Below are 14,167 nucleotides of genomic sequence, written 5' to 3'. Positions count from 1 at the left end.
CGCGTTAGCCGTTGAATTTTCGCTCAATGAGCTTTAACAGCTTGCCAACGTGCTCATCCTTGCGCACCCATTGGTATTTACTGGCCAAGTCCTCAGTTACGTAGCGCTTGGCCAATTCGGCGCTGGGCAGCGTATCCATGTGCTGAATGGCGGCGTGGTACTCCATATTTTCGCCGTTGAACAGTTCATTGATAAAGCTGAAACGCTGGTTGATGGATATGGCCTCCCGCAACGATTCGACCTTCGGCGCTTTATCGGCCAGGGTAGCGGCGCGCTCCTGACGCAGGGTTTCGCTCAGGGAAGGGGCCACGGGTTGTTCAGCTTTCAGTTTCTCATAAAGCGGCACCGTAGCCGTTTCGGCCACTGCCTTGGTAGCTGTTATGCGGCTGGTCGCTGGAGTTGGTTGCGGCGGGGCAGCCGGCTGCTCCACGGTTGGCACTGGTTCCGGGCGGGCCGGAGTGGGGGTAGGTATTGCTAAGGGAGCCACCGGAGCGGGCTCAGCGGGCGCAAGTGGCGGGGCTTCGACCGGTGCCGGCGCCGGTGCGGCGGGCTCCTGGGTAGGGCTGGCCGTTGCGGTAGCTGTAGCCGCTTCCTCGGGCTGAGCGGTTTCGTAGAGCTCGGCCTCAGTAAGGGGCAGCAGCACATTAAACTGCTCCACTACCAAGGCTACGGGCTGCATATGCTCCTGGCTGGCTTCACGGTGCAGGCGGAAGCGGCTCAGCAGGTAATCACGCTCCTGCTCCTGGTCAGCGGGCAAGGTGGCCAGAAATTCCTCGAAAACCGGCTTGTTCGCATCCAGATACCGCAGGGACTCCCGCAGCTTTTCGGGCGTGTACCCGGGCGCGTCGCCCAGTAGCTTGCGGGCAAAAGTTTCGGTGGGGTCGAGGCAGCCGGTGAGCGTATCGGTAATGGCTTCCGCCAGCAAAGGCTCAAAGGCCGGCCGGCTGATTTTGATGCGCCGCGACAGTACGTTCATGAACTGGGTGAGGGCCTGGCGTACATCGGTATCCTCAAAATCGAAGTAAGGGCTACGCAACTGGCCCATTTCAGCCGTCCACTTATGGAGAAGCTGCTGCACCACAAACAGGTTTACCTGCCGGATGGGTGTGAAGCGCAGCACGGCGGGCCCATCGAGGGTAGCCGTGGGGCGGGCCCCGAAATACTGGTCGCAGAGCAGAGCGGCCAGCAGCCGGCCGTATTGTTCACGCTTGGCGTGGCTATATTGGGTCTTCATTGAAAGCCTGTTTCTAGCGGGCAAGTTAGGCAAAATGCCCACGCTCAGTATTGAAAATCTGCCTTCCGGGGCCATTTCCGTGCCAGCCGGCGCTACGCTTCTGGCTGCCCTCCAGGCCGCCGGCCACGACTGGCTGCACGCCTGCGGGGCGCGGGGCCGCTGCACTACCTGCCGCGTGCAGGTACGCAGCGGGCTCGACCTCCTAACGCCCCTCACCCCCGCCGAGTTGCGCTACCGGGAAGCGGGCCGCCTGCTGCCCGACGAACGCCTCACCTGCCAGGCCCGCCTGCCCGAGGGTGCCGTAACGGCCCGCGTACCCAAAGCCACTCAGCTCCCTCACGTCCGCTACCAATGAGCAAAGTTCCGCTGCGTCGGGCCCATGCCCATCTGTACAGGAAAGTGCCTTTTCAAGCTGCATCTTTCTCCCTGCGGACTCAGGTGGCTAAGCTAGCCTTGTATCTGGCCATTATAAGCGTGGCGGTTATCGTATTGCCCTTCTTGCCCACACGCTTCCAGCGTTACGCCGCGCCCAGCTCGCAGGAGCAGTACCTGGCGTATGTACCAGCAGCCCTGCTGGTGGGGCTATTACTAGCTGTTGGGGCGGTGTATAGCACCATCCTTACGCCCTGGCGGCAAAGCCGCCACGCGCACCGGTTGGTAGGCCGCTTCCCGGTACGGATGAAAATGGCTGTGCTGGGCCAGTACTGGCTGGAGTTTGCGCCCGATGATACTCACCGGGTAAGCGTGAGCCAGTCACTGTTTGAAAGGGTGGAGCCGGGCGACCAGGTGGAAGTGTCGTATTCTGCTGACGGGGAATTGCAAAAGGTGGTATTGGTAGCGCGCTCAGTATCAGGCAGGTGAAAAGATAGCCCAGACCCGATGCACGATTTAGGGTTGGAGCAAAGGCCCCGAACTCCGTACTTTGAAGCATTGACCACTGGCCCCGGCCGCCGCAACTTCTTCCTTCTATGTTCATTGAACCCCGCGTGATTACGGGCTCGGGCGTGGCACGCCGGGGCTGGATTGAGGTTGTGTGCGGCTCTATGTTTTCGGGCAAAACGGAGGAGTTAATTCGGCGGCTTAACCGGGCTAAAATTGCCCGCCAGCACGTCGAAATCTTCAAACCCGCCCTCGATACGCGCTACCACGCCGAGGACGTAGTATCGCATAACCAGAACAGCATCCGCTCCACCCCAGTACCCGTGGCCCAGGAAATGCTGCTGCTGGCCGCCGGCTGCGACGTGGTAGGCGTGGACGAGGCCCAGTTTTTTGATGAGTCGTTGGTGGAAGTGTGCGTGCAGCTGGCCAACCGGGGCACCCGCGTGATTGTGGCCGGGCTGGATATGGATTTCCTGGGCCAGCCCTTCGGCCCCATGCCGGCCCTGATGGCCGTGGCCGAATTTGTGACCAAGGTGCACGCCATTTGCGTGTGCTGCGGGGAGCTGGCCTCGTATTCCTTCCGCGTTACGGCTTCCGAAGACAAGATTCTGCTGGGCGAAACCGATGCTTACGAGGCCCGTTGCCGCGCCTGTTTTCAGGAGGGGATGAAGGAAAAGTCGGCGGAGCCTACTGCCGAGAAACTTTTGCGGGGCGCGTAACGCTGAAAATTCAGCAGCTGAGCAAGGGTAAAAATTGGCTGGACCGGGACGTGGTTTGCGGCAGGCCAGGCCTGAGCAATGCGGGCAATCAGTCTTACGGCAAGGTTCGCACTAAAGCCCGGCAGGTGGCGTTATCTTGCCACTTCATTCAGTACGCCGCCATACTCTGCCCATGATTTCAGTGCTACGCCTGCTACGCGGGGCTTGCCTTGCCGCTTTTCTGTTGACTACTGCCTCCGCCCGGGCCCAGGGGCCGGTGGGCTACGGCGACTGGCAGCTTCACGTGCCCAACAACCAGGCGCGGGCGTTGGCCGATGCGGGCAGCCGGGTATACGTGGCCGCCGAAAATGCCTTTTTCTATTTTGATAAAGAGCTGAATACCACGCGCCTGCTCTCCCGGCGCGACGGCCTGAACGACGCGGGGGTAAGTACGCTGGCCTATGATTCGGTAACGCAGCAGCTGGTGGTGGCCTACCGCAGCGCCAACCTGGATATTCTGCGCCCCCAGAATGAGGCCGTTACTAACCTTAATGATATTGCCCGCAAGGAAATCAGCGGGGCCAAAACCATCAACCATATTCACATCAATGCCCGGCGGGCCTACCTGGCCTGCAGCTTTGGTATTGTAGTAGTGGATCTGACCCGGCTCGAAATCCGGGACTCGTACACCAACATTGGGCCCGGCGGCACAGCCGTGCAGGTATATGCCACGGCCGTGGCCAACGGTGTGTTGTTTGCGGCTACGTCCAACGGGTTAATGCGCACCAACCTGAGCGCCAACCCCCTCGACTACCGCAACTGGACCACCGACCTGCCCGCCCGCGCCGGCAACCCCTACCGCACCCTAGCCGTGCAGGATGGCCGCGTAGTAGCCGGCATTAACGGGGAGCGGTTGGTAACGTACGCGGCCGGCAGCGGCTGGCAGCCCCTAAGCGGCTCACCTACCGGCGTAGAGTTCCGGCAGCTCACCCCCAGCCGGGCCGGCCTGCTCATCACCGACAACAGCCAGGTAACGGTGCTTAACGCGGCTACTGGGGTGCGGGTGCGCACCCTGCGCCCCACGCAGCTAGTGAACCCCCAGGCAGCCCTCCGCGACCGGAAGGGCACGTACTACTTAGCCGACAACACCAACGGCCTGTTACAAACCACTGATGGCGCGCAGGCCCAGCAGTTTGTTACCAATGCTCCGGCCTATGCTCAGGGCTTCAACGTTCTAGCCGATGCTCGCTCCGGCAAGGTGAATATCTTCACGGGTGGCTACGGTGAAAATTACGTGCAGAGCGAACTGTACCGCGGATTTGCCGAGTATGCCGATGGCCGATGGACGAATATCAATACAACTACGCAACCCAACCCGGCTCAGTATCCTAACCTCAAAGACCTGACTCGGGGGGCGCGCACGCCCGACGGAACTCTGTACGTAGGTAGCTACGGCAACGGCCTGCTGGAGTGGAAAGGGCCGGGCGAGTTTCGCGTGTTTAACCCGACGACTAATCTGCCAAATCCGCTGAAAAGCGCCATTCCGAATCCTGATTTTACCCGGGTAACCGACCTCACTACTGATGCGGAAGGCAACGTCTGGCTGATAAACCGCCACCAGATTGAAGGGCAGTCGGGCGTGTACATGTTTAACCCGGCTACCACTACTTGGCGGATATTGGACTTCTTCAGCGGTAGCCACAATCTGGAGCGGATAGTGCTGGACGAGGCTGGCACAGTGTGGGCCACAGGTAGCCGCCTGAGCCCTACCGGCGTAGTGGCCTACCAGCCGAATGATAAAGCGGTGCGCTACTACACTCAGGCGTTCGGGGTTGATAACACCAGCATTTCAATCCGGGAATCCAATGACTTGGTGAAAGACCGCACGGGCAATATATGGGTGGCCACCAACAGCGGCCCTGCTGTATTCAATGATGCCCTCAGCAGCTTTGATACCAACCTGAACCTGCAGTTTACGCTGCCCTACGTGCGGCGGGGAGATGGGACGGGTTTCCCCACGCTGTTTAACGAGCGTATCCGGGCCATTGCCGTGGATGGGGCCAACCGCAAGTGGTTTGGTACTGACCGGGGCTTGTGGCTGTTCAGCGCCGACGCCAGTGAGGGCCTGCTGCACTTCACCACCGATAACAGCCCGCTGCCCTCCAACCAGATTGTGGATGTGGAGGTGAACGATAAAACCGGGGAAGTATTCGTGGTGACGGATGCCGGTACCGTGGCTTACCGGGGCGACGCTACCGTGACGGAGGGCAAGCCCAGCTGCGCCAAGGTGTTCCCCAACCCCGTGCGCACTGATTTTACGGGCCAGGTAGGCATTACCGGGCTGGCTAACAACGGCTTCGTGAAAATTACCGACGTAACGGGGAAGCTGGTGTACCAGACCCGCGCCACTGGCGGAGCCGTTACCTGGAACCTGCTGGATGGTAACGGCCGGCGGGTGCAGTCGGGTGTGTATCTGGTGCTGTCGTCGGATGCGGATGGCAAGAACGGGTGCGTAAGCAAAGTGGCCGTAGTAGAGCGCTAAGCGGGAAATTAAAAGCGCCGCCGCACTGTTTACAGCTAGTTCCTACCAACCCTACTCAGCATGCTCATCAAAACCCGGGGCATTGTGCTCAGCTATTTGCGCTACCGCGAAACCAGCATCATTGCCCGCATTTACACCGAGCGGCTGGGGCTGCAGAGCTACGTGGTGAACGGAGTGCGCAAAGCCAAGCCGCCCGGCCGTATTGCCCTGTTTCAGCCCTTCACCATGCTGGATCTGGTAGCCTACACCTCTCGGAGTGGGGGCCTCACGCGCCTGGCGGAATTTCGTTGCTCCGAGCCATTTCGTACCCTGCCCTACGATGTGCGCAAGAGCAGCGTAGGCCTGCTACTGTCGGAAATTGTGAGCCGGGTATTGCAGGAGGAGGAAGAAAACGAGCCTCTATTTACCTTCCTGCACGACTCTATTCTGCGCTTCGATCAGCAGGAAAGCGGCTTTGAGAACTTTGCCCTGGAGTTTCTGCTGCAGCTCAGTCATTACCTGGGTTTTGGGCCGGAAACCGCCGAGCAGATTACTTCCCAAGTGACCTTCGCCGCCGAAGCGCCCAGCGTCGCCGGTGGCCGCAGCCCGGTGGCCATGCGCTTTCAGGAGTTTGAGCACTATTTCGACGCCTTACTGCAGCACCCCGCAACGGCCGTTATTCCCAACGGCCGCATTCGGCGGGAGTTGCTGGATGTGCTTATCCGCTACTACCAGCTGCACGTCGAGCACCTCGGTGACGTCCGCTCACTGTCGGTACTCTCCGAAGTGCTGGCCGAGTTATAAGTTGCTGGTTGTTAGTTATTAGTTGTCAGTTGTCAGTTCGTTTTTACACTGACAACTAATAACTAACAACCAGCAATTAACAACTTACTTCACGTCCACCAGCTCTACATTGAAGCGCAGAATGCTGTTCGGGGGAATATCGGCGCCGGCACCCCGGCTGCCGTAAGCCAGCGCCGACGGAATGAGCAGCACGGCCTTGGAGCCTTTTGGGAGCAAGGCAATGCCCTCGTCCCAACCCGGTATTACCTGACCCTGGCCCAGCGCAAACGTGATGGGCTTATTGCCATTGCGGGAGGAGGCGTCGAATACGGTGCCGTTGAGCAGCATGCCCGTGTACAGCACCGATACCAACTGGCCGGGTTTGGGCTTGGGGCCGGTACCCACTTTGGTTATCACATAACGCAGCCCTTTTGCCGTTTTCAGGCTCGTTAGCTTGTTCTGCTTGAAATAGGCCAGCATCCGTACGTCCTCCTGAGCGGTGCGGGCGGCGTCTTTCTTTTTGGCTTCTGCCTGGGCCTGTACTTTCTCCTGCTGGAAGTCCTGCATGGCTTCCGCCTGGGTCTGTACCTTGAGGGCTTTGGCCAGCACCGTGAGCGTATTGCCCGCTTTGCGCATAAACGGCGGTACCGGCTGCCGGAACGATTTCACAAACACCGTGTCCAGGTTAAGCCGGAACACGCCGGAGTCGCCGGGCTGCAGCAGGGACAGGGCCTCCTCCACGCTGCCGCGTTGCGTGCTCCGGATGGTGTCCAGCGGAATGCGTACCGGCTGGTTGTTGTTCTGGCGGCGGGAGTGCATGAGCACCGAGTCCGAAGCGGTGCGGAACTGCAGGTGGGCGCTCAGGATCTGGCCGATGCGGGCGGAGTAGCCGGCATCACCGGCGGGGGGCAGGGCCGGACGCGGTACGTAGCGGCCATTTTCGCGGTGGTAAATCCGGTATTCCAGCCCGGAGCTGAGACGGTTAAAGGCGGCCGGGCTTTGCTGGGCCACCGCAGGGCAGCAGTACAGACTGATAGAGGCAGACAAAAGGCCCAGAAAGCTCCGGAATCGAGCAGAAGTAAGCATGGGTACGTGCGCTAAGCGAGTAGAGGCAGCAAGATGGGAAGGATACCCGACAACTAAGGTGACAGGCCAGGAATGGGGCATACGCCACCGGCCCGCTCCAATAGTAGGGGCGGGCCGGTCTTTACTTCACTTTCAGTACTTCCAGCTCAAATACCAGGTTAGCGTTGGGCGGGATAATGTAGCGCTTGCCCGCGTCGTCGTCGGGGTCGAGGCGGCCTTTCGGGCCATAGGCCAGCGCCGCCGGAATCCAGACGCGCGCCCGGCTGCCGGCCGGCAACAGGAGCAGGGCTTCATCAAACCCCTTGATAACCACGCCCTGGCCGGCTTTCACCTTGAGTGGGCCGCCTTGCTGCACGGAAGTATCAAAAATATGCCCATCCGATGCCAGCAGCCCCGTGTAGTGCACCGTTACCCGGTCGCCGCGCTGGGGCAGGGGGCCTATGCCGCGCTGCCGGATGGCGTAGCGCAGCCCCGAGGCGGTGGTAACGGCCCTGGGCAACAGGCTATCAGTAGAAACCGGTACGGTGGTAGTAGATAGGGTGCGCTGAGCCATACCCGCCATAGGCAGGCAGCAAAAAGCCATAATACAGCACCGAACTGCTACTGAGCACGACATAGCCAGTTATTCTACGTTCAAGATTTCCATATCGAACAGCAGCGGGGTGTTGGGCCCGATAGAGCCTTTGCTTCCTCCGCCGTAGGCCAGATATGATGGAATCAGCACCAGCTTTCGGTCACCCTTGCGCATTTGCTGGGTGGCTACGCTCCAGCCACTGATCAGCTCGTTGGTACCGTTGTAGAAGCTCAAGCAGCCGCAGGCCGTGCGGTTGTTGCTGGAGGCATCAAACACTACTCCGTCGTTAGCTTCGCTGATGAGCTTGCCTACGTAGTTGGTAGTTACCTTCTGGCCGGCTTTAATGAGTGGATTGGTAGTGGGGCCATCGGCAATTGGCACCAGGTAGATACCCGATTCCAGCCGGTTGTAGGTGGTGATGCCGTGGCGCTTGAGGTAGGCCTGAATGGCAGAGTCATCCGTTTTCTTCTGCTCTTCTACCAGCTTGGCCTGCTGCTCGTAAATCGTGTCGGAGTTGCAGCCGGTGAGGGCCGGGGTGCCGGCCAAAGCCAGCGCCAGCATCGACAGAATCAGGGAAGTTTTTTTCATAACCGAAACGGCCGCCAGGGTAGGCAGCCTGGTAAATTTACTTAATGTCAACTACTTCCACGTCGAAGCGCAGCACCGAGTTAGCCGGAATTTTGCCGCTGCTCGACGAGCCGTACGCCTGTGCGGAAGGAATGAGCAGCGTTGCTTTAGCTCCCTTATTTAGGCGCGTGAAGGCTCCATTCCACCCATTGATAACTCCTCTGTCACCGGAAAGCCCGATGGTGAACGGAAACCCCAGGGTGGTCAGGTTGCTGTCGAATACGGTGCCGTCCAGTAAGGTGCCGGTGTAGAGCACCTTCACCACCTTGCCTCTTTTGGCGTTGGGGCCGGTGCCGGGCTGGGTAACGCCGATGTACACGTCCAGCGTATCCTTGCGGAAGCCGGTCAGGCTTTTATCCTTGATGTACTGCTGAATAACGGCGTCATCCTGGGCCGTGTAGTCCGGGGTGGCCGGCTTGTCATCGTCTTTGCAGGCGGCCAGGGAGGCCACCACGCCCAGCAGCAGCACCGACGGCAGAGAAAAGCGGAATTTCATAAGCAAAAGCAAAAAAGCGGAGTCCGCGGACTTATTGGATGTTCTTCACTTCCACGTCGAAACGCAGCACGGAAGCGGACGGAATGGGGCCCACCGGCCGGCCCCCGTAGCCCAGGGCCGAGGGAATCAGCAGAATGGCTTTGGATCCCACGCGCAGGGTCGAGAAGCCGATGTCCCAGCCGGGAATCACCTGGCCCGCGCCAACCGCAAACGAAAACGGCTGGTCACCCCGGCTGCCGGTCGAGTCGAACACGTTGCCGGACGGCACCAGGCTGCCCGTGTACAGCGCCGACACCGACTGGTTGCGCTTGGGCCGGGCGCCGGTGCCCGGCTTGGTTTCGATAATGGTCATGCCCAGCGTATCGAGCCGGGTGCCGGTAAGATTATTAGCCCGGATGAAATCCTCAATGATCTGCTTGTCACGGGCCGAGTAGTCTTTGGTATCAATGGTAAACTCGTCGGTTTTCTGGCAGGAAGCCAGCAGGCCGCCTACTACCAGCAAGCAGAGGCTAAACCAAGCCATCGGGCGACGGAAAAAGGAAAACTGCATAAGCAAAGCAGGCAAAAAGGGAGTGAGTAGAAGAGTCAAAAGCCCCCGGCTCGGTTGCACCGGGTCGGGGGCTTTTGCGTGAACAACAAACCAGGGCAACAAGTGCACTTACTGGCCTTGCTGCTGCTGCTGTTGCTGCTGCATGGCTTCCAGCTGACGCTGCATGTCTTCCTGGCTCATCTGGGGCTGGGGCGGAGCGTTTTTCACGTCGACCAGCTCCACGTCAAAGCGCAGAATAGCATCGGCCGGAATATCGGCCCCGGCCCCGCGCTGCCCGTAGGCCAGCGACGAAGGAATCAGCAGCACGGCTTTCGAGCCTTTGTTCAGCATCGGAATGGCCTTGTCCCAGCCCGGAATCACCTGGCCTACGCCAATCGGGAATTCGATGGGCTTGCCGTTGTTGGGCGCTTTCTCGGAGGTATCGAACACTTTGCCGTTTTCCAGCAATTTGCCCGTGTACTTCACGGCTACAATCTGGCCGGCTTTGGGCTTGGGGCCGGTGCCGGGCGTAGTCACCACGTAGTACACGCCCGAAGGGTCCTTCTGGGCCGTCAGGTTGTTTTTCTTGATGTAATCCTGGAGCTTCACGTCATCCGACTTGAGCTGCTGGTCGGCGTGCTCCTTCATTTTCTGCTGCTGCTCCACCTGCATTTTCTGCACGTCGGCCATGGCTTCGTCGCGGGTCTGCACCTTGTCCACCTTCACGTACATGGTCATGGTTTTGCCCGCTTTCTGCATGAAAGGCGGCACCGGCTGGCGGAACGACTTGGCGAAGATGGTATCTACGTTGAAGCGAAACACGGCCGAGTCGCCTGGCTGGAGCAGGCTGATGGCCTCTTCCAGGCCGCCGCGCTGCTGCTTGCGCACCGAGTCCAGGGGCACGCGCACCGGGAAGCCCATCTGCTGCTTGCGCGAGTTGAACAGTACCGAGTCCTTGCCGGTGCGATACTCCACGTGCAGCGCCATGATTTTGCCGATGCGGTCCTTGTAGGTCGCGTCGCCTTCGGCGCCAACTTCGCGGGCATCGTAGCTCTTGCCGTTGCTCTTGAAAACTTTGTATTCGATTCCTGAGGTAGTCTTGCTGAAATCACCGCCTTTATTGCAGGAGGCGAGGCCCAGAACGCCGGCAGCGAGGGCCAGGCTCAGAAAGTTGCGTTTAAGGAACATGAAGGGGTTTTGCGGGTTAGAAGACAGAATGAGCGCCCAAGTTACACCGAATTACACCGATGGTGCTACCGGAGTCAGCGGGGCCGTAACAAGTTGGGTCTGGTAGGCGGGCAAAAGCCCCAGGAAACGCTCCACGGTGCTGTCCAGCGAGTCGTAGCTGATGCCGCCCGAGGCGTTGTGGTGGCCGCCGCCGTTGAAGTTGCGGCGCGAGAACTCACTTACCGAGAAGTCGCCCACCGAGCGGAAGGAAATCTTCACGGCCTGGCCCCGATCAATGAGAATAGCGGCAAACACGATGCCCTCGATGCTGAGCGCGAAGTTCACCAGCCCCTCGGTGTCGCCGGTTTTGGAGTTGTACTGGCGCAGCTCATCGGCCGTAATGGCAATATAGGCCGTGTTGTACTCGCGCAGCACCGTGAGCTTGTCCTTGAGCACGAAGCCCAGGAAGCGCAGCCGCTCCTCCGAGTGCGAGTCGTAGATGCGGCGGTGCACGTCGGAGAGGTTGATGCCGGCGTTGAGCAGCTCGGCAATAATCAGGTGCACGTTGCGGGAGGTGCTGGGGTGGCGGAAGGAGCCCGTATCCGTCATAATGCCCGCGTAGAGGCACTCCCCGATGCCCGTGTCAATCAGGTCCTGGTCGCCCAGGTCGCGGATGACCTCAAACACCAGCTCCGCCGTGGCGGCCGCTTTGGGGTTGGAGTAGTCCAGCTGCGCGAAGTCCTCCGGCTCCTGGTGGTGGTCGATGAGCACCTTGGTACCCGGCGCGTTGCGCACGTAGTCGCCCAGCTCATTGATGCGGCCCAGACAGCTGAAATCAAGGCAGAACAGCACCTCGGCCCGCGCGATGATGTCGCGCACCTGGGCGTCGTTGTGGCGGGGCTCGTACACCACTACCTCCTCGTTGCCGGGCATCCAGGCCAGGAAGTTGGGGTAGTCGGACGGCGTAACCACCGTTACGCTGTGGCCCTTCTTGCGGAGGTAGCCGGCCAAACCCAGGGACGAGCCCAGGGCGTCAGCATCGGGCTTGTGGTGGGTGGTGATGAAAATCTGTCGGGGTTGCGCCAGCAGCTCCTTCAGCTCAGATATTGTGGACATTGCCTACGGGGTAGGTGACTGAATTTCGGTCGGTTAGGCCGCGTACAAAGGCGGCAAAAGTCGGAAATATTCTGGGTTCCAACAAAACGGCTTTCAGAAAGGTGCAGCCGGAGCGTAGGTGAGTGTAAGGCGGCGGGCTGCCCGAATGTTCCGAAGCGGGAAAAATATGAGAAATGTGGAGTTGAATATGGGCAATATGCTACCCTCGCCAACATGTGCCGCCAAAAAAGCCGGGCGGCTGCTTCAGGCATTTTAGCGGCTCCACCGTATGCCATCAATTCATTCCGTACTTTTGCGGCCGCAAACGCCTGATGTTTGCACCGCAACGGTACCCATTTCAACTAACCATACCAAGCCCATGGCCACGAACCGCACGTTCACGATGATTAAGCCCGACGCCACCCAGGACAACCACATTGGTGGCATCCTGAGCATGATTGAGGAAGGCGGCTTCCGCATCGTAGCCCTGAAAAAAGTACAGCTAACCCCCGAGCGCGCCGGCCAGTTCTACGAAGTACACAAGGAGCGTCCCTTCTACGGCGACCTGGTGAAGTACATGTCCTCGGGGCCCATCGTAGCCGCTATTCTGGAGAAAGACAACGCCGTGGCTGACTTCCGTACCCTGATTGGTGCCACCAACCCCGCCCAGGCCGCCGAAGGCACCATCCGGAAGAAGTACGCCAAGAGCATCGAAGCCAACGCCGTGCACGGCTCCGACTCCGATGAGAATGCCAAAATCGAAGGTGACTTCTACTTCACCACCGACGAGCAATTCTAAATCACGGATTTAGACGGATTTTTCGGATTACACGGATTCGTTCTGATTTCGTGGTTTGGTCTGGGATGTCTGCCAACAAAAAGCCCGCTTGCTGCTGCAAGCGGGCTTTTTGTTTTCTGATAGGTCGAAGTAGAAAACGCCGGAACGTATCCGTGTAATCCAAAAAATTCGAGCCTACGATAAGACAGAACGAATCCGTGTAATCCGAGAAATCGGTCTAAATCCGTGATTTAGGCATTTTCCACGCTCAGGATGGGCTCCACGTGCTCGGCGTCGGCGGTGGCTTCCTGGGGCGTGTGCTTGTGCTTGAAAAGGAACACGAACAGCACGGCAATAACCAGCGCATAAGCCGCAAACGACAGCCAGATGCCCTGCCAGTCCTTGGTTACGCCGTCGGCGGCGGTGAAGTACTTCTCAATAACGATACCGCTCACCGAGCTGCCCAGCACCGCGCCGAAGCCGTTGGTCATCATCATAAACAGGCCCTGGGCACTGGCCCGGATGCTGGAAGCCGTCTGGGTTTCCACAAACAACGAGCCCGAGATGTTGAAGAAGTCGAAGGCCATACCGTACACGATGCACGAGAGGATAACCAGCGTGATGCCGGGGAAATCGGGAGTGCCGAAGGCCAGCAGCCCGAAGCGCAGCACCCAGGCAATCATGCTGAACAGCATTACCTGCTTGATACCAAAGCGGCGCAAAAAGAACGGAATAGCCAGAATAAACAGCGTTTCCGACACCTGCGAGATGGACATGATGATGGCCGGGTACTTCACGGCAAATGTGTCCTGATAGGCCGGCACCTTGTCGAAATCGTGCAGGAAGGTGTCGCCGTAGGCGTTGGTGAGCTGCAAAGCGGCACCCAGCAGCAGCGCGAACAGGAAGAAGGTGAGCATCTTGGGGTCGCGCAGCAAAGCAAAAGACTTCAAACCCAGCACATCCACCAGGGAGCGGCTGGGGGTATCTTTGGACGGGGGCGGGCAGGCCGGCAGCGTAAACGAGTAAATACCCAGCGCAAAAGCCGCGGCGGCCGCCACATAGAACTGGTTAGCCGATTTCTCGAAGCCCAGCAAACTCACCGTCCACATGGCCACGATGAAGCCGATGGTGCCCCACACCCGGATGGGCGGGTAGTCCTTCACCACATCCAGGCCCTGCCGTTTCAGCACCGAGTACGATACGGCAATGCTGAGGGCCAGCGTGGGCATGTAGAAAATCATGTTCAGCAGAATCACCCAGAAGAAGGTGCCCGGGTCCGCCACCATCGGCACCGTGCACAGCACCGCACCGCCCAGAATATGCAGGACGCCGTAGAGCTTCTCCGCATTCACATACTTATCGGCAATAATCCCCATGATGGAAGGCATGAAGATGGAAGCAATGCCCATGGTGGAGAAGATGGCCCCGAACTGCGCCCCCGACCATTGCTTGGTCTGAAACCAGTACGCCCCGATGGTTATCAGCCATGAGCCCCAGATAAAAAACTGTAGAAAGCTCAGAATAGTGAGACGCAACTTGGTACTCATGCCAATACTGTTGAGAGAAGTGGGGGGAACACAATTTGAAACCTAAAGATACAAGAATTCTCTGCGGTGAAAATTCGCTTGAGTGCCTTCTGCCACCCAGCGCCCGGGCCCGCTACATTGCCCCGAAAAGCAAACTGCCCCCCAGCCAAAGAG

General features: G+C 59.3%; 15 protein-coding genes. 6 read left to right on the top strand and 9 right to left on the bottom strand.

The annotated features are described in order from the left end of the window. Positions 1–4 precede the first annotated feature (4 nt). On the bottom strand, positions 5–1,234 hold the full coding sequence (locus tag ROI90_RS19475; RefSeq protein WP_315999955.1) for a hypothetical protein: 1,230 nt from the start codon (positions 1,232–1,234) through the stop codon (positions 5–7). Between the two features lie 34 nt (positions 1,235–1,268). Here ROI90_RS19475 and ROI90_RS19470 point away from each other — a divergent pair, with 34 nt between their 5' ends. The 5 genes from ROI90_RS19470 (at position 1,269) to recO (ending at position 6,136) form a co-directional block, all read left to right on the top strand. Continuing rightward, positions 1,269–1,589 (top strand): 2Fe-2S iron-sulfur cluster-binding protein, encoded by a 321-nt coding sequence (locus tag ROI90_RS19470; RefSeq protein WP_315999954.1) that lies wholly within the window; start codon positions 1,269–1,271, stop codon positions 1,587–1,589. Next, on the top strand, positions 1,586–2,095 hold the full coding sequence (locus ROI90_RS19465) for a hypothetical protein (RefSeq protein ID WP_315999953.1): 510 nt from the start codon (positions 1,586–1,588) through the stop codon (positions 2,093–2,095). Before ROI90_RS19470 ends, ROI90_RS19465 begins: the two co-directional genes overlap by 4 nt. Before the next feature lie 107 nt (positions 2,096–2,202). Further along, positions 2,203–2,832, top strand: coding sequence for a thymidine kinase (locus ROI90_RS19460; RefSeq protein ID WP_315999952.1), 630 nt, complete (start codon positions 2,203–2,205; stop codon positions 2,830–2,832). A 172-nt stretch (positions 2,833–3,004) separates the two neighbouring features. Then, positions 3,005–5,353, top strand: coding sequence for a type IX secretion system anionic LPS delivery protein PorZ (gene porZ / locus ROI90_RS19455; protein WP_315999951.1), 2,349 nt, complete (start codon positions 3,005–3,007; stop codon positions 5,351–5,353). A 60-nt stretch (positions 5,354–5,413) separates the two neighbouring features. After that, positions 5,414–6,136: a DNA repair protein RecO gene (gene recO / locus ROI90_RS19450; protein ID WP_315999950.1), complete on the top strand. Its 723-nt coding sequence runs from the start codon at positions 5,414–5,416 to the stop codon at positions 6,134–6,136. A gap of 84 nt (positions 6,137–6,220) precedes the next feature. On the opposite strand, the gene ROI90_RS19445 is transcribed toward recO, so the two are convergent. The 7 genes from ROI90_RS19445 to ROI90_RS19415 form a co-directional block, all read right to left on the bottom strand. Continuing rightward, positions 6,221–7,201 carry an FKBP-type peptidyl-prolyl cis-trans isomerase gene (locus ROI90_RS19445; RefSeq protein WP_315999949.1) on the bottom strand — a complete coding sequence of 327 codons (981 nt, stop codon included), beginning with the start codon at positions 7,199–7,201 and terminating at the stop codon, positions 6,221–6,223. Between the two features lie 121 nt (positions 7,202–7,322). Continuing rightward, positions 7,323–7,754 (bottom strand): FKBP-type peptidyl-prolyl cis-trans isomerase, encoded by a 432-nt coding sequence (locus tag ROI90_RS19440; protein ID WP_315999948.1) that lies wholly within the window; start codon positions 7,752–7,754, stop codon positions 7,323–7,325. 69 nt (positions 7,755–7,823) lie between these two features. Continuing rightward, positions 7,824–8,363: an FKBP-type peptidyl-prolyl cis-trans isomerase gene (locus ROI90_RS19435; RefSeq protein ID WP_315999947.1), complete on the bottom strand. Its 540-nt coding sequence runs from the start codon at positions 8,361–8,363 to the stop codon at positions 7,824–7,826. A gap of 37 nt (positions 8,364–8,400) precedes the next feature. Continuing rightward, the gene (locus tag ROI90_RS19430; protein WP_315999946.1) at positions 8,401–8,898 is read right to left on the bottom strand and encodes an FKBP-type peptidyl-prolyl cis-trans isomerase; all 498 of its coding nucleotides are present in this window, start codon (positions 8,896–8,898) and stop codon (positions 8,401–8,403) included. 31 nt (positions 8,899–8,929) lie between these two features. After that, positions 8,930–9,448 (bottom strand): FKBP-type peptidyl-prolyl cis-trans isomerase, encoded by a 519-nt coding sequence (locus ROI90_RS19425; RefSeq protein ID WP_315999945.1) that lies wholly within the window; start codon positions 9,446–9,448, stop codon positions 8,930–8,932. A 108-nt stretch (positions 9,449–9,556) separates the two neighbouring features. Continuing rightward, positions 9,557–10,615, bottom strand: a complete 1,059-nt coding sequence (locus ROI90_RS19420; protein ID WP_315999944.1) for an FKBP-type peptidyl-prolyl cis-trans isomerase — start codon at positions 10,613–10,615, stop codon at positions 9,557–9,559. A 51-nt stretch (positions 10,616–10,666) separates the two neighbouring features. Continuing rightward, positions 10,667–11,710 carry a DHH family phosphoesterase gene (locus tag ROI90_RS19415; RefSeq protein ID WP_315999943.1) on the bottom strand — a complete coding sequence of 348 codons (1,044 nt, stop codon included), beginning with the start codon at positions 11,708–11,710 and terminating at the stop codon, positions 10,667–10,669. A 358-nt stretch (positions 11,711–12,068) separates the two neighbouring features. On the opposite strand from ROI90_RS19415, the gene ROI90_RS19410 reads away from it, so the two are divergent. Beyond that, a complete protein-coding gene (locus ROI90_RS19410) occupies positions 12,069–12,488 on the top strand; it encodes a nucleoside-diphosphate kinase (protein ID WP_315999942.1) in 420 nt (139 codons plus the stop codon). Between the two features lie 230 nt (positions 12,489–12,718). On the opposite strand, the gene ROI90_RS19405 is transcribed toward ROI90_RS19410, so the two are convergent. Next, positions 12,719–14,014: a nucleoside permease gene (locus ROI90_RS19405; protein WP_315999941.1), complete on the bottom strand. Its 1,296-nt coding sequence runs from the start codon at positions 14,012–14,014 to the stop codon at positions 12,719–12,721. Between the last annotated feature and the right edge of the window lie 153 nt (positions 14,015–14,167).

Origin of the sequence: Hymenobacter endophyticus (genome assembly GCF_032464715.1) — a bacterium.
Classification (GTDB): Bacteria; Bacteroidota; Bacteroidia; order Cytophagales; family Hymenobacteraceae; genus Hymenobacter; species Hymenobacter endophyticus.
The sequence above is the reverse complement of the archived record's forward strand: the minus strand, read 5'-3'. Positions and strand labels throughout refer to the sequence as shown.